Source organism: Alcanivorax sp. NBRC 101098 (genome assembly GCF_001010505.1).
In the GTDB taxonomy this organism is placed as follows: domain Bacteria; phylum Pseudomonadota; class Gammaproteobacteria; order Pseudomonadales; family Alcanivoracaceae; genus Alcanivorax; species Alcanivorax borkumensis.
Genome location: NZ_AP014613.1, coordinates 1,383,331 through 1,405,763, shown reverse-complemented (window position 1 = coordinate 1,405,763; position 22,433 = coordinate 1,383,331). Strand labels below are relative to the sequence as shown.

General features: G+C 54.0%; 20 protein-coding genes and 3 tRNA genes. 14 read left to right on the top strand and 9 right to left on the bottom strand.

Going from position 1 to position 22,433, the window contains the following annotated elements:
• Positions 1-227: 227 nt before the first annotated feature.
• From tig to AS19_RS06380, 4 genes are all read right to left on the bottom strand, one after another.
• Positions 228-1,541 (bottom strand): trigger factor, encoded by a 1,314-nt coding sequence (gene tig / locus AS19_RS06395; RefSeq protein WP_011588492.1) that lies wholly within the window; start codon positions 1,539-1,541, stop codon positions 228-230.
• A 179-nt stretch (positions 1,542-1,720) separates the two neighbouring features.
• Positions 1,721-1,796 (bottom strand) — tRNA-His (locus AS19_RS06390).
• A 30-nt stretch (positions 1,797-1,826) separates the two neighbouring features.
• Positions 1,827-1,903: transfer RNA gene (locus AS19_RS06385), tRNA-Arg, on the bottom strand.
• Between the two features lie 24 nt (positions 1,904-1,927).
• Positions 1,928-2,004: transfer RNA gene (locus AS19_RS06380), tRNA-Pro, on the bottom strand.
• Positions 2,005-2,246: 242 nt separating this feature from the next.
• On the opposite strand from AS19_RS06380, the gene folD reads away from it, so the two are divergent.
• Positions 2,247-3,092 (top strand): bifunctional methylenetetrahydrofolate dehydrogenase/methenyltetrahydrofolate cyclohydrolase FolD, encoded by an 846-nt coding sequence (gene folD, locus AS19_RS06375; protein ID WP_041704932.1) that lies wholly within the window; start codon positions 2,247-2,249, stop codon positions 3,090-3,092.
• Positions 3,093-3,273: 181 nt separating this feature from the next.
• Here the strand turns inward: folD and AS19_RS06370 are convergent, their stop codons facing one another.
• Positions 3,274-4,959: a glutamine--tRNA ligase/YqeY domain fusion protein gene (locus AS19_RS06370; protein ID WP_046961843.1), complete on the bottom strand. Its 1,686-nt coding sequence runs from the start codon at positions 4,957-4,959 to the stop codon at positions 3,274-3,276.
• Between the two features lie 155 nt (positions 4,960-5,114).
• On the opposite strand from AS19_RS06370, the gene AS19_RS06365 reads away from it, so the two are divergent.
• From AS19_RS06365 to AS19_RS06355, 3 genes are read left to right on the top strand one after another with little or no spacing between them, the layout of a single operon-like run.
• Positions 5,115-5,612, top strand: a complete 498-nt coding sequence (locus AS19_RS06365) for a peptidylprolyl isomerase (RefSeq protein ID WP_011588489.1) — start codon at positions 5,115-5,117, stop codon at positions 5,610-5,612.
• A gap of 5 nt (positions 5,613-5,617) precedes the next feature.
• Positions 5,618-6,238: a peptidylprolyl isomerase gene (locus tag AS19_RS06360; RefSeq protein WP_011588488.1), complete on the top strand. Its 621-nt coding sequence runs from the start codon at positions 5,618-5,620 to the stop codon at positions 6,236-6,238.
• A gap of 2 nt (positions 6,239-6,240) precedes the next feature.
• Positions 6,241-6,972 carry a UDP-2,3-diacylglucosamine diphosphatase gene (locus AS19_RS06355; protein ID WP_011588487.1) on the top strand — a complete coding sequence of 244 codons (732 nt, stop codon included), beginning with the start codon at positions 6,241-6,243 and terminating at the stop codon, positions 6,970-6,972.
• Between the two features lie 112 nt (positions 6,973-7,084).
• Here the strand turns inward: AS19_RS06355 and AS19_RS06350 are convergent, their stop codons facing one another.
• The gene (locus AS19_RS06350) at positions 7,085-7,699 is read right to left on the bottom strand and encodes a tRNA-(ms[2]io[6]A)-hydroxylase (protein ID WP_011588486.1); all 615 of its coding nucleotides are present in this window, start codon (positions 7,697-7,699) and stop codon (positions 7,085-7,087) included.
• Positions 7,700-7,819: 120 nt separating this feature from the next.
• Here AS19_RS06350 and AS19_RS06345 point away from each other — a divergent pair, with 120 nt between their 5' ends.
• The 4 genes from AS19_RS06345 to AS19_RS14315 all read left to right on the top strand — a co-directional run bounded on the left by AS19_RS06345 (position 7,820) and on the right by AS19_RS14315 (position 12,530).
• On the top strand, positions 7,820-8,728 hold the full coding sequence (locus tag AS19_RS06345; RefSeq protein ID WP_011588485.1) for a lysophospholipid acyltransferase family protein: 909 nt from the start codon (positions 7,820-7,822) through the stop codon (positions 8,726-8,728).
• 193 nt (positions 8,729-8,921) lie between these two features.
• Positions 8,922-11,522 (top strand): bifunctional aconitate hydratase 2/2-methylisocitrate dehydratase, encoded by a 2,601-nt coding sequence (acnB, locus tag AS19_RS06340; RefSeq protein ID WP_011588484.1) that lies wholly within the window; start codon positions 8,922-8,924, stop codon positions 11,520-11,522.
• 223 nt (positions 11,523-11,745) lie between these two features.
• Positions 11,746-11,928 (top strand): hypothetical protein, encoded by a 183-nt coding sequence (locus AS19_RS14320; RefSeq protein ID WP_208742144.1) that lies wholly within the window; start codon positions 11,746-11,748, stop codon positions 11,926-11,928.
• A 254-nt stretch (positions 11,929-12,182) separates the two neighbouring features.
• Complete coding sequence (locus AS19_RS14315) at positions 12,183-12,530, top strand: integrase core domain-containing protein (RefSeq protein ID WP_369796372.1); 348 nt, start codon at positions 12,183-12,185, stop codon at positions 12,528-12,530.
• A 94-nt stretch (positions 12,531-12,624) separates the two neighbouring features.
• Here AS19_RS14315 and AS19_RS06330 read toward each other — a convergent pair whose 3' ends face one another.
• The gene (locus tag AS19_RS06330; protein ID WP_011588483.1) at positions 12,625-13,257 is read right to left on the bottom strand and encodes a YbhB/YbcL family Raf kinase inhibitor-like protein; all 633 of its coding nucleotides are present in this window, start codon (positions 13,255-13,257) and stop codon (positions 12,625-12,627) included.
• A 164-nt stretch (positions 13,258-13,421) separates the two neighbouring features.
• Complete coding sequence (thpR, locus tag AS19_RS06325) at positions 13,422-13,937, bottom strand: RNA 2',3'-cyclic phosphodiesterase (protein ID WP_011588482.1); 516 nt, start codon at positions 13,935-13,937, stop codon at positions 13,422-13,424.
• Between the two features lie 244 nt (positions 13,938-14,181).
• On the opposite strand from thpR, the gene AS19_RS06320 reads away from it, so the two are divergent.
• From AS19_RS06320 to AS19_RS06300, 5 genes are all read left to right on the top strand, one after another.
• A complete protein-coding gene (locus tag AS19_RS06320; protein WP_011588481.1) occupies positions 14,182-15,027 on the top strand; it encodes a DMT family transporter in 846 nt (281 codons plus the stop codon).
• A gap of 179 nt (positions 15,028-15,206) precedes the next feature.
• Positions 15,207-16,163 carry an alpha/beta fold hydrolase gene (locus AS19_RS06315; RefSeq protein ID WP_011588480.1) on the top strand — a complete coding sequence of 319 codons (957 nt, stop codon included), beginning with the start codon at positions 15,207-15,209 and terminating at the stop codon, positions 16,161-16,163.
• Positions 16,164-16,512: 349 nt separating this feature from the next.
• Positions 16,513-17,148, top strand: a complete 636-nt coding sequence (locus tag AS19_RS06310; protein WP_011588479.1) for a methyltransferase — start codon at positions 16,513-16,515, stop codon at positions 17,146-17,148.
• Positions 17,149-17,202: 54 nt separating this feature from the next.
• Entirely contained in the window at positions 17,203-19,587 is a 2,385-nt protein-coding gene (gene lon / locus AS19_RS06305; protein WP_035458297.1) for an endopeptidase La, read from the top strand.
• A gap of 49 nt (positions 19,588-19,636) precedes the next feature.
• Entirely contained in the window at positions 19,637-20,251 is a 615-nt protein-coding gene (locus tag AS19_RS06300; RefSeq protein WP_101234989.1) for a pseudouridine synthase, read from the top strand.
• Positions 20,252-20,265: 14 nt separating this feature from the next.
• Here the strand turns inward: AS19_RS06300 and AS19_RS06295 are convergent, their stop codons facing one another.
• Positions 20,266-20,589 carry an SET domain-containing protein gene (locus tag AS19_RS06295; protein WP_011588476.1) on the bottom strand — a complete coding sequence of 108 codons (324 nt, stop codon included), beginning with the start codon at positions 20,587-20,589 and terminating at the stop codon, positions 20,266-20,268.
• 182 nt (positions 20,590-20,771) lie between these two features.
• Here AS19_RS06295 and AS19_RS06290 point away from each other — a divergent pair, with 182 nt between their 5' ends.
• Positions 20,772-22,433 (top strand): AarF/UbiB family protein, encoded by a 1,662-nt coding sequence (locus AS19_RS06290; RefSeq protein WP_041704931.1) that lies wholly within the window; start codon positions 20,772-20,774, stop codon positions 22,431-22,433.

Sequence of the window (22,433 nt, the reverse complement as noted above, 5' to 3'; positions counted from 1 at the left end):
GGTCAACAACCGGCATGTACTTGGGCTGTCTTGGGGGGTTAAAGGCCATAATGCAAGGCAGCCACCGCAAGTAGGTGTCCAAACATCTTATGACGGTACCAAAGGGGGCGTCTATAAAAGCGGGCAGGAGAAAGGTTCAAGTGCGCAATTCTTGCGCAAATTGTGCATAAATAACGCAAAACGAGGCCCAAAGGCCCCGTTTCGAAGGTCCAACAGAGGAGCTTCCGTTAGCCATCCGCTTGCTCGCGGGGCTTCACTGCATCCTGGTAGGGCATGGTTTTCTCTTCAACCTTTGCGCTTTCCAGCACAAGATCAACAACCTGCTCTTCAAGAATAGCGCCTTCAATCTGCTGCAACTGCTGAGGATTGCTGTATACCCAGCTCACCACTTCTTCAGGCTTTTCGTACTGCTCGGAAATTTCTTCAACCCGAGCTTTTACCTTATCGGCATCGGCCTTGATTTCGTTTTTGTCGAGAATGGCACGAACAACCAGCCCCAAACGCACGGAGCGCTCAGCTTGCTCTTTAAATAGATCATCCGGCAGGATGGAGGGGTCGAACTGCTGACCACCACCGAACTGCTGCATCATCTGTTGACGCATGCGCTGAATTTCCTGGGTTACCAGAGCACCCGGCAGGTCAAACTCGTGCAAGTTGACCAACCCGTCCATTGCCTGCTCTTTCACCTTGCTAGTGATAGCGTTTTTGAGCTCACGCTCCATATTTTTGCGCACTTCAGCCTTAAACTTGGTTTCGTCGCCGTCGTCAACGCCAAATCCTTTCATGAACTCAGCGTCCACTTCCGGCAAAGCCTTACCTTCTACTTTGTTGACCTTGATATGGAACACAACTGCCTGACCTTTAAGGTCTTCGGACTGGTAATCTTCCGGGAAGGTCACATCGATGTCTTTTTCTTCACCGGCTTTCATACCGACGATGCCATCCTCGAAACCCGGAATCATCTGGCCAGAGCCCAGCTCAAGGTTCTGGCCTTCAGCGGTGCCACCCTCAAAGGCTTCGCCGTCCTTCAGGCCTTTAAAATCAATATTAACGCGGTCGCCGATCTCACTGGCGCGATCTACATCAGCAAACTCAGCGCGCTGCTGACGCAGCGTTTCGATCATAGTATCCACATCAGCATCGGTAACTTCAGACTGGGGCTTCTCAACCTCAATGCTATCGAACGCTGCCAGCTCGACTTGCGGATAAACCTCGAAGGTGGCAACAAATTCTAGATCCTTGCCCGCTTCGTTAGTGGTAGCCTCAAAGCCCGGCATGCCTGCTGGCTGCAGTTTTTCCTGCTCAACTGCTTCAATGAAAGCTTCGCGCATGACGTCAGCCAGCACTTCGTTACGCACAGCCCCGCCAAAGCGACGCTTTACTTCACGCATGGGCACTTTACCTGGACGGAAGCCGTCCAGACGGATTGTTTTCTGGGCTTCCTGCAGCTTGCCTTCTACTGCCACGTCCACTTTTTCTGCGGGTACACCCACCGTCACACGGCGCTCAAGACCTGAAGTCGTTTCAACAGAAACCTGCATAACATCCTCTTTAAAAAAGACTTATATCTCTGCCCGCCGCCGAAATAACGCGAAGACGGCCTAATGAAGGGCGAAGATTATAGTTCAAGGGAGCTTCTCTGCCTACAGTCTGCCTGTAGCGCAACAACTGAAGCCCATACGAAAAAGCCTCCAGGGATCGATCCCGGAGGCTTTTTATATGGGGTGACTGATGGGGCTCGAACCCACGACCGCCGGAATCACAATCCGGAGCTCTACCAACTGAGCTACAATCACCATAAAACTGTTTGCTTTCTTCTACCTGCCTGGCGCGCCTGGCAGGACTCGAACCTGCAACCGACGGCTTAGAAGGCCGTTGCTCTATCCGGTTGAGCTACAGGCGCTTGCAGGTTCGCCATCAAGCCAACTGGTCGGGGTGGAGGGATTCGAACCCCCGACATCCTGCTCCCAAAGCAGGCGCGCTACCAGGCTGCGCTACACCCCGTCTCTTAAAGCTGCGTCAGTGACTAAGCTCGAAAGCGAGGCGCGCATAATACTCGGCACCCCCATGAGCGTCAACGGTATTTGATACAAAAAATCTCTAACGCTCAGATTTTAGACAACTTTTGCGCGCAAGGCCTCCACATGCGAGAATCGCGCCGTCCACGGCTACCCCCAGTAGGCTGCGATAATAGTCGCAACCTTACTAAGCCCCCCACTGTTGTCAATTTCAGAGAGACCGCCCACATGACTGCCCAGATTCTTGATGGCAAAACCTTGGCCCAACAGTTTGAACAGGAGATGCGCCTGCGTGTCGACGTCCTGAAAGCTAAGGCCAACGGCCACACGCCGATTCTTGCCACCATTCTGGTGGGTGCCGACCCGGCATCTGCTACCTATGTAAAGATGAAAGGCAACGCCTGTCAGCGTGTCGGAATGGAATCCGTCGCCATCGAACTGAGCGAAGAAACCACCACCGCACAGTTACTGGCCAAAATTGATGAGCTGAATAACAACCAGGATGTGCATGGTATTCTGCTTCAACATCCAGTGCCGGCTCAAATTGATGAACGCGCTTGTTTCGACGCTATCAGCCTAGAGAAGGATGTAGACGGCGTGACCTGCCTCGGCTTTGGTCGCATGAGCATGGGAGAAGCAGCCTATGGCTGTGCAACGCCTAAGGGTATCATGCGCTTACTAGAGCACTATCAAGTCGAACTGGAAGGTAAACATGCGGTGGTTGTGGGGCGCAGTGCCATTTTGGGCAAGCCCATGGCCATGATGATGCTAGAAGCTAATGCCACCGTCACTATTTGCCACAGTCGTACTCAAAACCTGCCCGAGCTGGTCAAGCAAGCGGACATCGTGGTGGGCGCAGTAGGTAAGCCAGAATTCATCAAAGCAGACTGGATAAAAGATGGAGCCGTAGTCGTGGACGCCGGCTTCCACCCGGAACGGTGCGGAGACATCGAGCTGGCACCACTGGTTGATCGCGTAGCCGCCTACACCCCCGTCCCCGGAGGTGTTGGACCCATGACCATCAACACACTGATTTTCCAGACCCTGCAATCCGGTGAGAAAGCCTTCGGCTAAGCGCAACGGGGGCCCAACAGCGCCCCCCTTCTCTCTCTCTGCATTCTCTTGTTCGCCCCCTCTCGCCAAGCCAACACTCCCACACTTTCATTGTACGCAATTTATCCCGTTGGGGAGTGGACATAAAAAAACCGCACCCCTTTTAGGTACGGTTTTCTCAAAAGCGGCCCCTCACCCGAACTCAGGTTTCCTTAGGCCAAGATTCGCGCAACCCCACGGTCTGATTGAATACTAACCGGTTCTCGGTACTGTCCTGATCCACACAAAAATACCCCTCCCGTTCAAATTGATAACGAGTCTCAGCCAAGGCACCACGAAGCCCCGGTTCTACTAAACAGTTCTCCAGAACGGTCAGAGAGTCTGGGTTGATGTGTGACAGAAAAGTCTGCCCTTCTTCTAATTCCTTGTTGGGGTTGGCGACACTGAATAGGCGATCGTACAAACGCACTTCGCAAGGCAACGCTTTATCCGCACTCACCCAGTGAATGACGCCACGCATTTTCCCCTGCCCCTCTGCGTTCTCGGGGTTTTTGCCTAAGGTGTCAGGATCATAGGTGCAACGCACCTCCACGATTTCACCTTGATCGTCACGCACAACATCGGTGGCCCGAACAACATAGCCGTAACGCAAACGCACACGATCGCCCAACACCAAACGTTTGAATTTCTTATTAGCCTCCTCTCGGAAGTCTTCGCGATCAATATACAACTCACGCGTCATCGGTACCTGCCGGGTACCTCTGGCCTCATTCTGAGGGTGCACCGGAGCCACCAGAACGTCCTCCTTGCCCTCATCCCAATTCTCGATTACCAGTTTCAACGGGTTCATCACACACATAGCTCGAGGAGCGTGCTGGTTAAGGTCATCTCGAATCGCCGCTTCAAGCATGGCCATATCAACCACAGAATCCGCACGACTAACGCCAACAGATTCACAGAAAGTTCGAATGGAGCTTGGCGTATAGCCACGGCGTCGCAGCCCAGAGATGGTCGGCATGCGCGGGTCATTCCAGCCGTTTACATACCCTTCGTCCACCAATTGCTTGAGTTTGCGCTTGCTCGTTAGCGTGTAATTCAAATTCAGGCGGGCAAATTCGTACTGACGCGGAGTGGTCGTCACTGACGTATTTTCCACCACCCAATCATAAAAGGGGCGGTGATCCTCAAACTCCAGGGTGCATAGACTATGCGTAATGCCTTCGATAGCATCAGACAACGGATGCGTGAAATCATACATAGGATAGATCACCCACTTATCACCGGTCTGGTGGTGGGTCTTTTTGCGAATACGGTAAAGGATTGGGTCACGCAGGCTGATATTCGGGCTCTGCATATCAATTTTCGCACGCAGTACGGCCTCCCCCTCCTCTAGTTTGTTGTTGCGCATCTGCTCGAACAACGTCAAATTCTCCTCCACCGAACGCTCACGATAGGGGCTCGGTTTGCCTGGAGTGGTAAAATTACCGCGGTATTCAGCAATCTCTGACGGGCTTAAGCTATCCACGTACGCTAGCCCTTTTTGGATCAGACCCACCGCCAGATCATAAAGCTGATCAAAGTAGTTACTGGCAAAGCGCTCTTGTCCGCTCCACTGATAACCCAGCCACTGTACATCCTGTTTGATGGACTGGATGTACTCGTCCTCTTCTTTCTCCGGGTTAGTATCGTCAAAGCGCAAATTACAGCTGCCGCCATAGCTTTCCGCGATACCAAAGTTAAGACAGATAGATTTAGCATGACCAATGTGCAGATAACCATTGGGCTCCGGTGGAAAACGGGTCACTACTTTGCCGTCATTTTTACCTTCTGCAAGGTCACGGTCGATGATCTGTCTGATAAAATTGCTTGGCGCTTTCGTTTCGCTCATTGCCTTGGCCAGTCCGGATAGAGATACGGTAAATGGGTACAGTGAAAATGAAGGTGCGCTAGTGTACTGTAGCCCCCCCAACAGTCAAAGACTCAGGGCTCTTCTGCGCGCAAATAGGCGTTAGTTGACGGGCCCACCCCTGCGGAGAAACATCAATGAAAGTGTTGCTGACAACAACTTACGGCAAAATCACCCTGCAACTTGACGCAGAGAAAGCGCCGGGAACCACTGAAAATTTCGTGCAGTACGTTAAAGATGGCCATTTTAACGGCACCATCTTCCACCGCGTCATCAGCAACTTCATGATCCAGGGTGGCGGCTTCAGCGAAGATATGCAGCAAAAACCGACACGTGCCTCTATTAAGAATGAAGCGGGTAACGGCCTGTCCAACAAAGCCGGCACCATTGCCATGGCACGCACACCGGATCCGCACTCAGCCTCCGCGCAGTTCTTCATCAACGTAGCAGACAACCATTTCTTAGATAAGGAACGCAGCCAGGATGGCTGGGGTTATGCTGTATTTGGCGCCGTATCCGATGGCATGGATGTGGTGGAAAAAATCCGCAACGTCGCCACCGGCAATAAAGGCGGCCATCAGGATGTGCCGGTAGAACCGGTTCTGATCGAATCCGCCGAGCTGATCGAGGACTGATAGCCATGCGCCTTGCTGCTGCCCTGCTCGCCCTGCTTCCTGGTCTGTTGCTGGCTAATCCGCTGGTCCGTCTAGAGACCACCGCCGGCCCGGTGACCATTGAGCTCTACGAAGACAAAGCCCCCAAAAGCGTCGCCAACTTTCTTCAGTATGTCGATAGTGGCTTCTACAACAACACCCAGTTTCACCGCGTTATCCGCGGGTTCATGATTCAGGGTGGCGGCTTTGACCAGAGCGGCCAGCGTAAGGCCGCACGCGCGCCTATTCAGAACGAGGCCGACAACGGCCTCAAGAACAAGCGCGGCACCTTGGCCATGGCCCGCACTAGCAACCCACACTCCGCCACCGCCCAGTTCTTCATTAATCTGGTCGATAGCCGCAGCCTAGATTTCACCGGCAAAAACAGCCGAGGCTGGGGCTATGCGGTTTTTGGTGCCGTCACCGAGGGCATGAATGTGGTCGACAACATTGCCCAGGAACCTACCACCAGCCAGCGCCTTAACGGCATGATGGCACGCGACGTCCCGCAAGTACCCATTCTGATCACCAAGGCTTACCGTCTTGATAACGACACTACGTCCGCTCAAGAAAAGCAGCCGGCAAGCGAAGTGAAGGACGCTCAATAACCATGAGTTACAGCCTCTTCATTTCTGATCTGCATCTGGACCCGGCACGCCCTGAGCATCTGGATGGACTGAAAAAACTGCTGGCACAACATGCCGGCAAAGCCGATGCCCTCTATGTTCTGGGCGACCTGTTTGAAGCTTGGATCGGCGATGATGATGACACCCCGTTCAACCTAGAGGCCATCGCTGCCTTCCGCCAATTTTCTGACAGCGGCAGCAAGCTCTACTTTATGCACGGCAACCGGGACTTCATGCTCGGCAACGATTTCGCCGCTGCCTGCGGCGGCACCTTGCTGGGTGAGGGCACCGTAGTGGATCTCTACGGCACCGCCGCCATTCTGATGCATGGCGACAGCCTGTGCACCCTGGACACCGCCTATCAGCAGTTCCGCACCATGGCCCGCGACCCTCAATGGCAACAGGGGATGCTTGCCAAACCGCTGGAAGAGCGGCGCATGATCGCCCAAGGCATGCGCATGCAAAGCCAGGGCAACAATGCCAACAAGGCGGAAAACATCATGGATGTTACCCCACAAGAAGTGGTTCGGGAGATGCAGGAGGCCGGCGTTCAGCACCTGATCCACGGCCATACCCACCGCCCGGACGTGCACGACATCGCTCTGCCTGAGGGAACAGGCAAGCGCTGGGTATTGGGGGACTGGGGTGAACTTGGCTGGCAGATTGTGGCGGACAGTAAAACTGGGCTAACGCTGGAAAGTTTTGAGATTAGTTGAGCGTTGAACGCTGCGCGAAACAGTTTGTTGTAAGATGAAACGCGGGAGGCCGTGCCCACCCTTTGGACACGGCCTCTTACATTTCAAAATGATCACAGCAAAATCGCGAGTGTTAGCGGTCAACGGCCCTAGGCACTCCCGAATGAAACCGGAATTCAGAATCCGGCGACTCCACCAGCTCCCGCTCCACTTCTTTGAAAAACGCCACTCGCTGTTCGATCGGCGCGCCGGCGTATTGCTCGGCCAGCTTCAGGTAATCTTCGAAGTGTCGCGACTCACTTTTCAACAGGTATCGATAGTAACGACCAAGCTCCTCATCCACATGGGGCGCCAGCGCCGCAAAACGCTCACAACTACGCGCCTCAATCAACGCTCCCACAATCATGGTGTCGACCAGGCGGCCAGGCTCAGAGGTGCGAATGTGCTGGCGCAACCCCTTGGCATAACGTGCCGGCGTCATATGATCGTATTGCACACCACGTTCACGCATCAGCTGTACCACCTGCTCGAAATGTAGCAACTCCTCGCGGGCCAGCTGGCTCAACGTGTCCAGCAGCTCAGGACGATCCACATAACGAAACATCAAGTTAATCGCTGTGCTGGCCGCTTTCTTTTCGCAGTGCGCATGGTCAATCAACAGAATATCCGGGTGCTGCAATGCCCAGTCGACCCAAGCTGACGGTGTGGCGCAGGGGAGAAAATCGTGGATATGGGAAATGTCGTGCATGGGGCTCTCGTTGGCTCAAGGTAACCTATCCGCAGACAGGCGCCGGCATTATAGCGTTTTTGTACGCAATCTCATCCGCACCGCTGGTGCTCTCCCGCCGCGCCCGTATACTGTCGCGCCATGGGCAGAAAAACACATCCTCGAATACAGCGGGCCAAAGGTCAGATTGCAATTGTCGCATTGCGACTGATTGGCGCCTTACCTTTTGTCATTAACCGTGCGCTTGCCACCATTATTGGTGTAATCGTGGCCCGGCTACCGACCCAAGCGCTAAAGGTTAGCAAAACGAATTTGGCACTTTGTTATCCTGCACTTTCCGATGCCAAGCGCGCGCAACTGGCCCGTGAGTCACTGATTGAAAGTATCAAGAACACCTTTGAAATCGCCTTGTTCTGGCGACGCCCCGCCCAGGGACTGCAGCGCGTAGCAGCGGTAGACGGTGATGCCCCTCTACGCCAGGCTGTTGCGGATGGCAAACCGATCATGATCCTGGCGCCTCATCTTGGCTGCTGGGAAGTGCTCAATTTCTGGCTGGCCACTGAATTTGGCCTGCATGCCATGTTTGCCCCCTCCGGGCTACCCGAAGTGGATAATCTGGTACGCAGTGGCCGGGAGCATTTTGGTTCCACAATGTATCCCACTACGGCCCGCGGCGTTGCGGGCCTAGTACGTGCCATGAAAAAGGGCGCACTCACTGCCATTCTCCCCGATCAGGTTCCCGACCGCCGAAGTGGTCGCCATGTGCCGTTTTACGGGCACCCGGCCTATACCGGTACGCTGGCATGCAAACTTATTCGCCAAACCGGAGCTGTCACATTCATGGCTTGGGCTCGTCGCCTGCCCGGCACCCAGGGCTACGAAATCCGAATTCGCCCAGCCGACACCGCGATAGCCGACGACGATCTGGATAACGCTCTTGCGGGCATGAACCACTCCATCGAACAGCTAATCGACGAATCACCCAATCAGTATCTTTGGAGCTACAAACGTTTTCGCCGCCCCCCTCCCGGGAGTGACACACCGTACTGATTACTTTGCCTTGAATGCAGGCCCATGTTCTCAGTGATTATGAGTATTCATGGAATGAATGGCTGCAATCGTGGTTTGGCTTAACAATTGATGGCTATTCCGCTATACTCCGCGCGCTATTCCAACCCCCAGTAACACCCTAAAAGACTGATTTCTAAAAGAAATCAGCAAAGACGACGATGAGGGAAACGCTGTGCTAGAAGCCTATCGCAAACATGTAGAAGAGCGCGCCGCTGAAGGTGTACCGCCCAAGCCGCTTACCGAACAGCAAGTTGCCGACCTGGTAGAACTGCTGAAAACCCCGCCGGCTGGCGAAGAAGAGTTTATCCTGGACCTGTTCGTAAACCGCGTTCCGCCGGGTGTGGATCAAGCCGCCTATGTTAAGGCCGCTTTCCTAACCGCGATTGTGAAAGGTGAAGCCAGCTCCCCTCTTATTGATAAGAAACGTGCCGTGCAGCTGCTGGGCACCATGCAGGGTGGCTACAACGTAGCCCCGCTGATTGACGCACTGGACGATGCAGAGCTAGTTGATGAAGCGGCCGAGCAACTCAAGCACACCCTGCTAGTTTTCGATGCGTTCCACGATGTGGAAGACAAAATGAAAGCCGGCAACGCCAAGGCTAAGGAAGTCATCGAGTCTTGGGCGGAAGGAGAATGGTTCACTAAGCGTCCCGATCTGGCCGAAAAAATGACCTTGTCCGTATTCAAGGTCACCGGTGAAACCAACACTGACGACCTGTCCCCTGCACAGGACGCTTGGAGCCGCCCGGATATTCCTCTGCACGGCAACGCCATGCTGAAAAATGCTCGTGAAGGCATCATCCCGGAAAAAGACGGCGAAATCGGCCCGCTGACCCAAATGGACGAGCTGAAGAAAAAAGGCTACCCGGTTGCCTACGTGGGCGACGTTGTAGGCACTGGTTCTTCCCGTAAGTCCGCTACAAACTCTGTGCTATGGCACTTTGGTGACGACATCCCGTTTGTACCGAACAAGCGCGCAGGCGGCGTCTGCATCGGCGGCAAAATCGCTCCGATCTTCTTTAACACCATGGAAGATTCCGGCGCCCTGCCCTTCGAGTGCGATGTAGAAAAAATGAACACCGGTGACGTAATCGATGTTTACCCCTTCGAAGGCAAGGTGGAAAAAGACGGCGAAGTTATCGCTGAGTTCAATCTTCGCTCACAGGTTCTGCTGGACGAAGTACGCGCCGGCGGCCGTATCAACCTGATCATCGGTCGCGGCCTGACCACTAAGGCGCGCGAAGCCCTCGGCCTAGCACCTTCCGAGTTGTTCCGTAAGCCGGAACAGCCTGGCGATTCCGACAAGGGCTTCACTCTGGCTCAAAAAATGGTCGGCAAAGCTTGCGGCATGGACGGTGTTCGCCCCGGTATGTACTGCGAGCCGAAGATGACCACCGTTGGCTCCCAGGATACCACTGGCCCAATGACCCGTGACGAGCTGAAAGATCTGGCTTGCTTGGGTTTCCAGGCCGACCTGGTAATGCAATCTTTCTGCCACACCGCCGCTTACCCCAAGCCGGTTGACGTGGAAACGCAGCACACCCTGCCTGACTTCATCATGAACCGTGGCGGTGTTTCCTTGCGTCCGGGCGACGGCATCATCCACTCTTGGCTGAACCGCATGCTACTGCCGGATACCGTGGGTACCGGTGGTGACTCCCACACTCGTTTCCCCATGGGTATCTCGTTCCCGGCCGGGTCCGGCCTGGTTGCGTTCGCCGCGGCCACTGGCGTTATGCCGCTGGACATGCCGGAGTCGGTGCTGGTTCGCTTCAAGGGTAAACGCCAGCCCGGCATCACCCTGCGTGACCTGGTACACGCCATTCCAATGCAGGCGATCAAAGATGGCCACTTAACCGTTGCAAAAGCAGGTAAAGTTAACGTCTTCTCCGGTCGCGTACTGGAAATTGAAGGCTTGGATGATCTGACCGTTGAACAAGCGTTCGAACTGTCTGATGCATCCGCCGAGCGTTCCGCTGCTGGCTGTACCATCACTCTGTCCGAAGACAGCGTGACCGAGTACTTGAAGTCCAACATCACCATGCTCAAGTGGATGATCGCCAATGGCTACGGCGATGCACGCACCATCGAACGCCGTATTCAGGGCATGGAAGAGTGGCTGGCAAACCCGAGCCTAATGCGTGCCGATGCCGATGCCGAGTACCACACCGTCATCGAAATCGATATGGACCAGATCAGCGAGCCGGTACTGTGCTGCCCGAACGACCCAGACGATGCTAAAACTCTGTCTGAAGTCGCGGGTGCCAAAATCGATGAGGTCTTCATTGGTTCTTGCATGACCAACATCGGTCATTTCCGCGCCGCCGGTAAGCTGCTGCAGAAAGTGGAAAGCGGCACCATGCCGACCCGTCTGTGGATCGCTCCGCCGACCAAGATGGATCAGCACCAGCTTACCGAAGAAGGCTACTACAACATCTTCGGTAGCGCCGGTGCGCGTACCGAGATGCCGGGCTGCTCCCTATGTATGGGTAACCAGGCACGCATTGCGCCGAAGTCCACTGCGGTATCCACCTCCACCCGTAATTTCCCGAACCGTCTGGGTCAGGGTGCAGATGTGTACCTGGCATCCGCTGAGCTGGCGTCTGTGGCATCTATCCTCGGCAAGCTGCCAAGCAAGGAAGAGTACATGGAGTATGCGAACACCATCGACTCCATGTCCTCCGAGATCTACCGCTACCTTAACTTCGACCAAATGGCCGAATACCAGGAAGTGGCAGACACCGTGAAGATCCCGGTTGCCCAGTCCGTATAACGACGACTGACTAACCGCTTCACGGAACACAGAAAAGCCCGGCTGCGAAGCCGGGCTTTTTTGTGTCTACTGCCCCGCTCCTGGATAGAGTTGGCACGTTCCCGTCTTTATTATGAGAGAACGTGATGAATCAACGGGTTAAGCGTACGCAACGTGATTACGTCGATATGGTCATCAGGACTAGCATCCTGGTGCCCCAGAGCGTCTCAGTCGGGATCTTGCCGTGCCTAAACCGCTGACCCCAGAACAACGTATCAAGGAGCTTGAAGAAAAGCTGCGGCTCACTGAGCAGAAAGCCCAATTCTTCGAAGCCTTTGTTGATGTGATGGAGAAAAATTACGGGGTGCCCGTAAAAAGCAGCCCGGCAAGCCCTCATCCAAGAACACGTTGCCGAATTGACGATTAGCGGGACAGGCCGCTTTCTGGGAATCAACCGTCAAGCTTGGTATCAGGCTGATCGACCGCAGCAGATCCGGGAGGCTCAGGAGTAGAAGGAGCTGAGTTTCGTACTATTTCTCCGGCGCTTCCAGCCCCGTATTGGTACCCGCAAGCTTCACTATCTTCTGCACCCGCAACGGGATAAAGCACTGCATCTGGGCCGTGACCGTTTGTTCCTACTGTTACGCACCCGGCGTCCTCTAATGGCACGTCGGCGGGCTTATCATAAGACCACACACCGTCGTCACCACTTGCCTCGCCACCCCAATCTCCTCAAGTCTGGGCCGGAACAGGTTTCGGCAACGGCCAGATAAGGAACCGTTAATCCACCGCTCAGATCGAGGCATCCAGTACTGCTGTGACCGTTACCCAAAAATCCATCGTAAGCATGATATTCAGTGCTCGATGACTGACGGCTACGATTGCTATCAGAATGCCCTGGCAGAGCGAATAAAGGGGATATTCAAGACTGAATTTTACTGGCGCAGCCTGGGGACTGGGATCAAGCCCGTACGATGGTCGATGAATCGGTGGCCCTCTATAACCATGACCCGCCGCATCTGGCTCTGAAATACAGCACGCCCGATGCAGTACAGCGGGCGTGTTGAGCCGAAATAGGTGACAACCTATTTCAGGACTAGACTCTGAAATCCTGCAAAAATGTTTATCCCTGCGCTAAGCGTGGGTTCAGTGTGTAACTTACCGTAAGGCTCGCTTGATCCAAGGAGTGAGACTTAATCTGCTCAGCCAGCGCTGCACCACTCAGGTCTTTCTCTTCAGGCAACGCCGGCACATCCAGTGCATAAACGGTAAAAACATAACGGTGGACGATGCTGTCATTCCAGGGTGGGCACGGGCCGTCGTAACCAAAGTATTGCCCTTCCATATCAGCATCACCTGCAAACCAACCCGTGTAATCATTTAGCCCATGGCGCTGACCATCTGGCGCAGCGGGCCCAGGTTTACCTTTCGGAGTCACTTTATTACAGTGGCTACCCTCACGAATTTCACTCTGTTCAGCAGGAATGTTGAACAGAGTCCAGTGATAAAAATCCACCCGTGGCAAGTCAGCCGGAACCTCTCTGTCATCCCTGTTCACATCATCTGCTGCACTAGGCGCATCCGGGTCCACGCACACAATGGCAAAGGAACGCGTCCCTTCAGGAGCACCTTTCCAAGCTAAATGCGGGTTAATATTACTGGCTAAGGATACATGGGTGTCCGGGTTTATCGTCGCAAAGGCAAATTTTTCCAGAATCGGCGCCTGATCGGTGAGGCTGTTGCTGAGTAACTGCATGGATAATCTCTCCTTGTTGCACTACATGCCTACGGTATCAGCCATGCGGGCAATAACCGCTATTTCAAGTTGCTGGAGCCAAGCGCCTCATCTGCAGCCAAGATAAAATAACAAGGCGTGTGGCTGAAACAGACATTGCTCGCCCTTGGCCGCCCAGCGAATAACTACAGCGCAGTTTTCAAGGCAAATCGTGCCAGACACTCATACGTCGGCAACGGCTCAGCCCACTCACTACGATATAGCCACAGCGCGTTAACCGGCAACACCCACTCACCCATAGTCTGAAAAGACGTCACCGCAGCCCCAGGCCTAGCCAGAGTAATATGTGGCCGAAACGACCTGCTCTCCAACGGCAAGCCGTGAAATTCAAGACACTCCTCCAGGCCAGCGTGGAGCTGCTGAAGCGGCGAACTGGCCTTCCCTGTTAACGCAATAAACGGCCCTTGATCACGGGGAAACGGCTCACAGCGATCGAAGAGCTGTGCAAACGACGCATGCTTATCGGCCAGTGCTGACACCGATCCTTTTAAGCCATTCAGATCCGATGCGCTCTGTTCACCCAAAAACGCGAGGGTAAGGTGTAGATTTGCCGCGGGGGTAGCAAGCCCCATGCCCTGGGACAACATCCTGCATTGATCTGCAAGCGGTCGGACAACCGGAATCCCGATAAAACAACGCATATATCATTTTACTCCTTTTACCCTTTTGCCCTTTTGCCCTTCACGCTACTGGCATAGCGTCCAGACAGGGACAACGATAGAATGCCGCCCGATAACTGCGAAGCGCAGGAGCCCGTCCATCGCATACTGGCCCAGCCGCACGCTGATGACTATTCGCGCCGCGACGACGAACATTACCTCGGCACAGAGACGCAACCCAACCCCCGCATAACCCACAGCTCTGCCACCACCGGATACCGTGCCAATGAATGACCAACCACTAAAAGGTGCCTTGTTACTGGTACTGGGGGAAGGCCTGTTAGCCGTGATGGCAGCCATGGTCAAACACCTGTCGGACCATCTCGACACCGAGGTCATTGTGTTTGCCCGAAATCTGTTCGGGCTGATGTTTCTGCTGATGATAATCAGCACCCGTGGGGGCTTTGGCCAATTACGTACCCGCTTTGTGCATCTGCATCTGATTCGCGCCTTCACCGGCGTTAGCGCCATGTTCTGTTTTTTCTATGCCATAGGACACATTGCGCTGACCGAGGCGGTGCTGGTGAAAATGACCGTGCCATTTTTTCTCCCGGTAATCGCCTGGTTATGGCTTAGTGAACGTATTGGATTGCACACCTGGCTGGCCATTATCGCCGGATTTGTCGGGGTTGCTGTGATCATGCGTGCAGGACAAGGAGAAATTGACCCAGTGATGTGGGTGGCACTGGCCGGTGCCGCCATCATGAGCATTGCCAAGGTGAGCATACGCCGCATGGCCATATCCGAGCCGGCACAAAGAGTGGTGTTCTATTTTGCCCTCTTTGCCACCCTGTTTTCCGCCTTCCCCCTATTCTGGGCCAACACGATACCCGCTGGCTCCGACTACCTTTGGCTACTGGCCATCGGGCTTGTGGCCACCGGCGGGCAATACGCCATGACCACAGCCTACCAAATTGCCCGTCCCGGCCAAGTCGGGGTTTACAATTATTCCTCCGTCATCTGGGCCGCATTACTTGGTTGGATGTTCTGGGGGGAAACCTTAGTGCTAACAACAATCCTCGGGACCTTGTTGATTGTGGCTGCCGGAATCTGGAATCTTAAATCCCGTTAACCGTTGCCATAATTCCGCTAATGACTTTATAAAATGGCCCGTTAAGAAGGCTTCTTGACGATTATTTCCCCTATGCTTGGCTCAGCTTGGGTCGAGGTAATAAGCTTTATTTACCCTGCCCTTTACATCATAAGGCCGCCAGCCCCCCGGATGTCAGGCCATACAACGGAGAGTCCTGCATGCAACTGAAACACCTTTTTCTTTTTATTGTTTGTTCCTTTTTCCTCAGCGGCTGCGAAGACATAACGAACTGGGCTTACGAAAAGGGTCTGGCCATGGAGAAAAACCGCGCGGGCCTAAAGGACCAGATCTTGACCACCGCAGACGGCATCACTTGGCACATCCTAACCAGCGAGACGAGTGCTGAGCCTATCGCTGAAAAGGAAGCGGTATTACTGATTCATGGATTCAGTGCCGATTCCAGTAACTGGGTACGCTTTGCCAATGAACTTGAAGGCGACTTCTTTTTCATTGTGCCGGACCTGCCTGGCCACGGCGAAACCACGCGCAACCTGGACCTGACTTACACCATGAGCGCTCAGGCAACCCGACTGCTGACACTGATGGACGCGTTACAGATTCAACACTTCCACGTAGCAGGCAACTCCATGGGCGGCGCTATCTCTCTTGCATTGGCACAGCAAGCACCGCAGCGGGTTCTTTCCATAGGGCTGATCGATTCAGCCGGGCTGACCCGCCAAACCGAAGGGTTCAAGACAATTCTGGCAGATAGTAATAGCAACCCATTAATTCCTCATACCGCAGAACAGTTTCAAGCCACACTCCAATGGGCGATGGAAGAGCCACCCTACCTGCCAAGTTTTGTCGTGGATATCATGGGCAAGAAGAAGGCCGCTAATGCAGCGGTCGCGGAGAAAGTCTGGCGTGACCTCTTGGAGGACCCGGGCATGATGCTCGAAGACAAAAACGTACTGCCCTCCATCCAGATTCCGACGCTGGTACTGTGGGGCCGCGAAGATCGATTGCTCGGCGTAGATAATGTGGGAGCCTTTCTTGAAGAGCTACCTCAGTCTCGAGCCATTGTTCTCGATGGCATTGGTCACGTACCCATGGCCGAAGCCCCTGGCAAAAGCGCTGACGCATTCCGGGCGTTCTGGCGCGAAGTTCGCCCCTAAGCGCTTGCTGCAAACGTAAAGAGAGAGGTAAAACGCCCTCTCTTTCGATAATAACCAAGGCCAAAGAGCGTGGATAAGGCGCTCAACTGTGGGCATCAACGTTTCCCGTAATGTCCACGAACACTGCAGTGTGGAGGGCTCTTTGATTCCGGTATGGATGGGCCATTCACAAGAGTGGCTCTCTTGAAGGTGGCAGTGCCCGGCAAGCCAACAAAATACAAAGATAGCGTTCGTATCATTGGTTTTGGCCACGGGTGTCGCCATGCTTGCAAGGCGCCTGTGATTTGATACTTGAATCACAGCAGGCTTAACCGTACTGTTTCCAAACTTTGCCGCTGATGAGCGAACCATGTCAGGAACCGTTATACGTGCTGGAGACCCCCACACCATTCGCACCCGTGGCATTACCTTGCTGCGTTCCGGCCACAAGGAAATCCGGCGCCTGAAACGGGCAAACCACACGCCATCCATTCATGGCAATAAAATCTGGAATTCCAGCTACCTGATCATGGATCACCTTACCAAAAGCAAGGTGACTGCTGATCAGCATTTGATGGATATCGGCTGCGGCTGGGGCCCGTTATCCATTTTCAGTGCCAAGCGTTTCGGCTGCCAGGTAACCGCCGTGGATGCGGACCCGGATGTGTACCCCTATCTGGACCTACACGCCACCATCAATAAAGTTCAGGTAACGCCTCTCCAGACGCGGTTTGAAAAATTGACCAAGGCAAGGCTTGCAAATGTGGATATCGTCGTTGGTGCCGATATCTGCTTTTGGGATGAACTCACCCCTGTACTGTATAACCTTATTCGCCGCAGCTTGCGGGCCGGTGTTAAGCAAATTGTCATTGCCGACCCTGGTCGTTCCCCGTTCTATGCGCTGGCAGAGAAGTGCGAAGCGGGGAAACTCAACAGCCGCGTGGTTGAGCGCCGCACCCAAACACCAAAACCCCTTTGCGCAGATCTATTAATCATCGACAATTGAATTTTCCAGCCTCGCCACCATGTTCATCTCACGGACCATGGAAGTGACAGGATTATGACTGACAACGATACTGCCCATCACGATAACGACACTGCGCAACCGCTGTCCGGCAGCCTTTCCGTGCCGGACCACACGCCACCCCAGCGAATCTATTTGATTCCGGTCAAGCATCGCCCTTTCATGCCTGGGTTGGTGCAGCCTGTAATGCTTGATAAAAAACGCTGGCAACAAACTTTAGAGCGTGTAAGCCAAACCCCCCACCAATCGTTGGGCTTGGTGTACGTTGGCGAAAAAAACCCCGACTCGGTTAGCGTTGATGATTTTCCTGAGTATGGCTGCCTAGTCAAAGTTCATGCCCTCAATGAAGAGCATGATCAGTTCCAGCTAGTGGCTCAGGGCACGGCCCGTTTTCGGGTCAATACCTGGCTGAATCGTAAACGCCCCTTCATGGCGGAAGTCAGCTACCCGGAACCACGGGCGGATGCCGATGAAACCATCCGTGCCTATGGCATGGCAATCATCAACACCATTAAAGAACTACTGCCACTGAACCCTCTATACAATGAAGGTCTGCGGCACTATTTGCAGAATTTCTCCCCCAGCGAACCATCACCACTTACAGATTTCGCTGCCGCACTAACCAGTGCCAACGGCGTAGAGTTACAGACCATTCTAGAAACTGTGCCACTGAAGCCGCGCATGGAAAAAGTGCTCACTCTAGTTAAAAAGGAACTGGAGGTTGCCCGGCTGCAAAGCGAAATTTCTGACGAGGTGAACGAAAAGGTAAGTCAGCATCAGCGTGAGTTCTTCCTGCGCGAACAGCTGAAAATTATTCAGCGGGAATTGGGCCTGAGCAAAGATGACAAAACCGCGGAAGCCGATACTTTTCGCGAACGCATGGACGCCTTGTCACCGCCTGAGCCAGTAAAAAAGCGTTTTGATGACGAATTGCATAAGCTTTCCGTGTTGGAAACCGGCTCGCCAGAATACGGCGTTACCCGCAATTATCTTGACTGGCTAACCAGCGTGCCCTGGGGACAGTACACTGATGATAATCTAGACCTAGCACACGCACAGGCTGTGCTTTCAGAGCATCACACTGGTTTGAATGATGTCAAAGATCGCATCATTGAATTCCTTGCCGTGGGAGCCCTACGGGGGGAAGTCAAAGGCTCAATCATTCTTTTGGTAGGCCCACCCGGGGTGGGCAAAACCAGTATCGGTAAATCCATTGCCGATGCACTGGGTCGCCGTTTCTACCGATTTAGCTTGGGCGGTATGCGTGACGAAGCCGAGATCAAGGGGCACCGGCGCACCTATATCGGCGCCATGCCCGGCAAGCTGGTCCAGGCTTTGAAAGAAACCGGCACTAGCAATCCGGTGATTATGCTCGACGAAGTCGACAAACTGGGCCAGTCCTTTCAAGGCGATCCGGCCTCAGCGCTGTTGGAAGTGCTGGACCCGGAACAAAATCAGGATTTTCTCGACCATTACTTGGACGAGCGACTGGACCTGAGCCATGCCCTTTTCATCTGTACCGCCAACACACTGGACAGCATCCCCGGCCCTCTGCTCGATCGCATGGAGGTCATTCGTCTCTCCGGTTACATCACCGAAGAGAAAGTGGCCATCGCCCGGCAACACTTATGGCCTCGGTCACTGGAACGCGCTGGAGTAAAACCCGCTCAGCTACGAATCAGTGACAGTGCCCTGCGCCAGGTGGTCGAAGGCTATGCCCGCGAAGCAGGGGTAAGGAATCTAGAAAAACAGCTCAACAAGATGATCCGTAAAGCGGCAGTAAAACTGCTGGCCGGAGAGAAGAAAATCAGTATTTCCGGTAAAAACCTGACGGACTTCCTTGGCCAACCGTATTTCCAGACCGAGAAGACCCAACGGGGCGTGGGTGTCGTCACCGGCTTGGCCTGGACATCCATGGGGGGCGCAACCCTCTCCATTGAAGCCAACGTGGTGCACAGTAAGCAACGGGGCTTCAAACTCACCGGGCAGCTGGGTGATGTAATGAAAGAGTCTGCCGAAATTGCTTACAGCTATGTGGCGAGTAATCTTGAGCTGTTCTCCCTAAGCAAGGAACAGCTGGATGATGCCTTTGTGCACCTGCATGTGCCTGAAGGAGCCACCCCGAAGGACGGCCCCAGTGCTGGCATCACCATGGCTACGGCACTACTCTCACTGCTAATGAAAAAACGGGTCCCCCGTAAAGTTGCCATGACCGGCGAGCTTACTCTCACCGGCCAGGTGCTAGCGGTGGGAGGGATTCGCGAAAAAGTAATCGCCGCTCGGCGGGTAGGCATCAAGGAGATCATTCTTCCAGAGGCCTGTCGTCGCGATTTCGACGAACTCCCTGATTACCTCAAACACGGTCTCAGCGTACATTTTGCCGAACAATACAGCGATGTCTTCCGCATCCTCTGGGCCTGAGAGCTCACCCTACTATATCGTCCCCTTCTGCCATGAGCGGGTGGGGACGATATACCGCGATGAGCACCTCCTGCTCATCAACAAACCCGCCTACCTGTTAAGCGTGCCAGGGCGTGCACCAGAAAATAAAGACTGTGCCATTCGCCGTCTGCAGCAGCGTTACCCGGATATCCGGCTGGTTCATCGTCTAGACTTGGATACCTCTGGGATCATGGTGTTCGGGCTCACCGCCTTTGCACAAAGTAAGTTGAGCCGGCTATTTCAGCTTCGAACAGTAAAAAAACGCTATCAAGCGATTGTGCATGGGCTGGTTGAGAAGAACGCCGGCAGCATCGACCTTCCCTTGATCGCAGACTGGCCCAAGCGCCCCTTGCAGAAGGTCTGTCACGAGACAGGCAAAAACGCATTGACCCATTATCGCGTTCTGGAACGAGACATCCCTGGAAATCGCACTCGGCTAGCGCTGAGCCCAGTCACCGGGCGTAGCCACCAATTACGAATTCATTGCCGTGAACTGGGGCACCCGATCATCGGTTGCGACATGTACGCTCCTGCGGAAATCGAAGCACTGAGCCCTCGCTTATTGCTCCATGCAGAATGGCTGGCCTTCAACCACCCACTTACTGGATTGTGGCAAGAGTTCACGTCCCCCTGCCCTTTCTAACAGGATAAAGTCAGCTAACACCACTCTTCGCCATAATCGTGAAACAGTTCCTCTCCAGCTTTAATGGTTTTCAGGGCTACCACACTGAAATCATCGTAATAAACCACATTGGCGCGTTTACTGTGGTTGATGAATCGTAAGTCGCACAGAACCCGATAGCGTTCTTCACCATCGTCATCCAGCCACAAAACGTAGGGCCCGCTACCCTTAGCCCGTTTCACTTTGCATTGCCCCAATTCAGTATTGCGGGGAATATTCTGGCTCGCAAAAAGGCCCCGCCCGTGTACCGGACTTTCACGGACTTCAACCAGATCATCACGTAGATAATGTTCAGACATGTTTACGCTTTACCTTGCTGTGACTGCCATGGCATCTTGCCAGAAAATCATGAATGCTGTTAGCGAGGGTGGAACACCTTGGGGCCTGCAGAAAGGCCACCGTACTATCAGTAACCTGTTGCAGCCTTGCGACAACAAGGCCAAAACGAACGGTACAGCACCAGCCTACAGGGACATATGTTGTGAACATTGTGCACACTGGCAAAAATATTCTGCGCATGAATGAACTGGCCGCGATTCTGCTCAAATACGGTTTCGCCGATGTGATTCGCCGGCTTGGCCTTTCCACCCCGGTGGAGCATGCGGGGAAACTGGTTCGCAGCAGCATGAAGCCGGACATGCTTCGCATGGGCACCGCCCAACGGTTACGCCATGCCATGGAGGAAATGGGCCCCACCTTCGTTAAACTCGGCCAAGTTCTGGCAACCCGTGTGGATATGTTTCCCATGGACTGGATCACCGAGTTCGAAAAATTGCAGGATCAGGCACAACCCATCCCCTTCAGCACGCTGACACCTCACATAGAAGCCGCGCTGGGAAAACCCATCGACACCCTATTCTCACACATCAATCCAGACCCGATCGGGGTCGCGTCTATCGGCCAGGTACACAGCGCCCTGACCCGGCGAGGCCAAAAAGTAATTTTGAAGATCCAGAAGCCCGGCATCGGTGACAAGATCGACTCGGATCTTCGCCTCCTAGATCAACTGGCCAAACTGGCCGCCGATAACTCCATAGAACTACGTCGCTATCGCCCTGTGGAACTGGTGCGCGAATTCAAACGTTCATTAATTCGCGAATTGGACTTCACCATTGAAGGACGCAATGCAGAGCGTATTCGTAAAAATCTGAAGGAGTTTAAATGGCTCCGCATTCCCAAAGTATATTGGGAAATGTCATCGTCGACGGTTCAGGTTCAGCAACAAATTGAGGGGATTCCTGCTAAATCCGTGGAACGGCTTGAGTCAGCGGGATTAGACCGGGTATTAATCGCGCGTCGAGGCGCCTTGGCCGCATGGAAAATGGCGCTGGAAGACGGCTTTTTTCATGCTGATCCGCACCCTGGCAACTTTATCATTATGCCTGGGAACCGTATTGCCATGCTCGATTTTGGCATGGTGGGCAAACTCAGCGACAGTCGCCGTGAGCAAATCCTACAGATCACGCGGGCAATGGTCATGCGTGAAGCGGAGCAATGCGCCGGAGTGCTGGCGGGTTGGGCAGAGGGCCAACCCATCAAATTTGATCAGCTGGTTTCCGATGTAGAAGACGTGATCAACCAATATCACGGCGTCTCCCTCTCTCAGCTGGATATCTCCGCCCTGCTTAACGACATTACCGCCTTGGTGCGTAATCATAATCTGGTTCTACCCAGCGATATCGCTTTGCTCATCAAAGCGATTATCACCTTGGAAGGTTTCGGCCGGTTATTAAATCCGAACTTCGACCTGATTAGCGAAGCCGAGCCGCTTCTTAAGCGTATGATTCGCACCCGTTATTCCCCGCTACGGCTGGCCAAGAACCTTAGCCTGCGAGCATTGGACGTGGTGGATAAGGTATACGCCCCACCCCCCGTATCAGGCCAAACGTCCCCAGGGGAAACCGGCATTGATCCAAGGCATCTCGAACGGCTGATCACCCGGATTGAACGAGGTCAATATCGACAGGTACAAACCTTGCTTATAACAGGGGGATTGTTAGCCGGTGCTATCATGCTTAGTGGTCGAGTCCCACCTGCCCCTTGGGGAATCTCGGTGTTTGGCTTTATCATGTTTATTTCCAGTGCCGGCTGGGCTGCCTGGCTAATGTTTGTGTCCCGACGCTTTCTTCGGGAATGGGAGTAA

Coding starts and splice junctions, on each gene's coding strand:
- AS19_RS06365 (WP_011588489.1), top strand. CDS start 5,115: ATGAAAGTGTTGCTGACAACAACTTACGGCAAAATCACCCTGCAACTT.
- AS19_RS06355 (WP_011588487.1), top strand. CDS start 6,241: ATGAGTTACAGCCTCTTCATTTCTGATCTGCATCTGGACCCGGCACGC.
- AS19_RS06330 (WP_011588483.1), bottom strand. CDS start 13,257: ATGCAGTTACTCAGCAACAGCCTCACCGATCAGGCGCCGATTCTGGAA.
- AS19_RS06315 (WP_011588480.1), top strand. CDS start 15,207: ATGCAACTGAAACACCTTTTTCTTTTTATTGTTTGTTCCTTTTTCCTC.
- AS19_RS06360 (WP_011588488.1), top strand. CDS start 5,618: ATGCGCCTTGCTGCTGCCCTGCTCGCCCTGCTTCCTGGTCTGTTGCTG.
- thpR (WP_011588482.1), bottom strand. CDS start 13,937: ATGCGTTGTTTTATCGGGATTCCGGTTGTCCGACCGCTTGCAGATCAA.
- folD (WP_041704932.1), top strand. CDS start 2,247: ATGACTGCCCAGATTCTTGATGGCAAAACCTTGGCCCAACAGTTTGAA.
- AS19_RS06370 (WP_046961843.1), bottom strand. CDS start 4,959: ATGAGCGAAACGAAAGCGCCAAGCAATTTTATCAGACAGATCATCGAC.
- AS19_RS06350 (WP_011588486.1), bottom strand. CDS start 7,699: ATGCACGACATTTCCCATATCCACGATTTTCTCCCCTGCGCCACACCG.
- tig (WP_011588492.1), bottom strand. CDS start 1,541: ATGCAGGTTTCTGTTGAAACGACTTCAGGTCTTGAGCGCCGTGTGACG.
- AS19_RS06320 (WP_011588481.1), top strand. CDS start 14,182: ATGAATGACCAACCACTAAAAGGTGCCTTGTTACTGGTACTGGGGGAA.
- AS19_RS06345 (WP_011588485.1), top strand. CDS start 7,820: ATGGGCAGAAAAACACATCCTCGAATACAGCGGGCCAAAGGTCAGATT.
- AS19_RS06295 (WP_011588476.1), bottom strand. CDS start 20,589: ATGTCTGAACATTATCTACGTGATGATCTGGTTGAAGTCCGTGAAAGT.
- lon (WP_035458297.1), top strand. CDS start 17,203: ATGACTGACAACGATACTGCCCATCACGATAACGACACTGCGCAACCG.
- AS19_RS06310 (WP_011588479.1), top strand. CDS start 16,513: ATGTCAGGAACCGTTATACGTGCTGGAGACCCCCACACCATTCGCACC.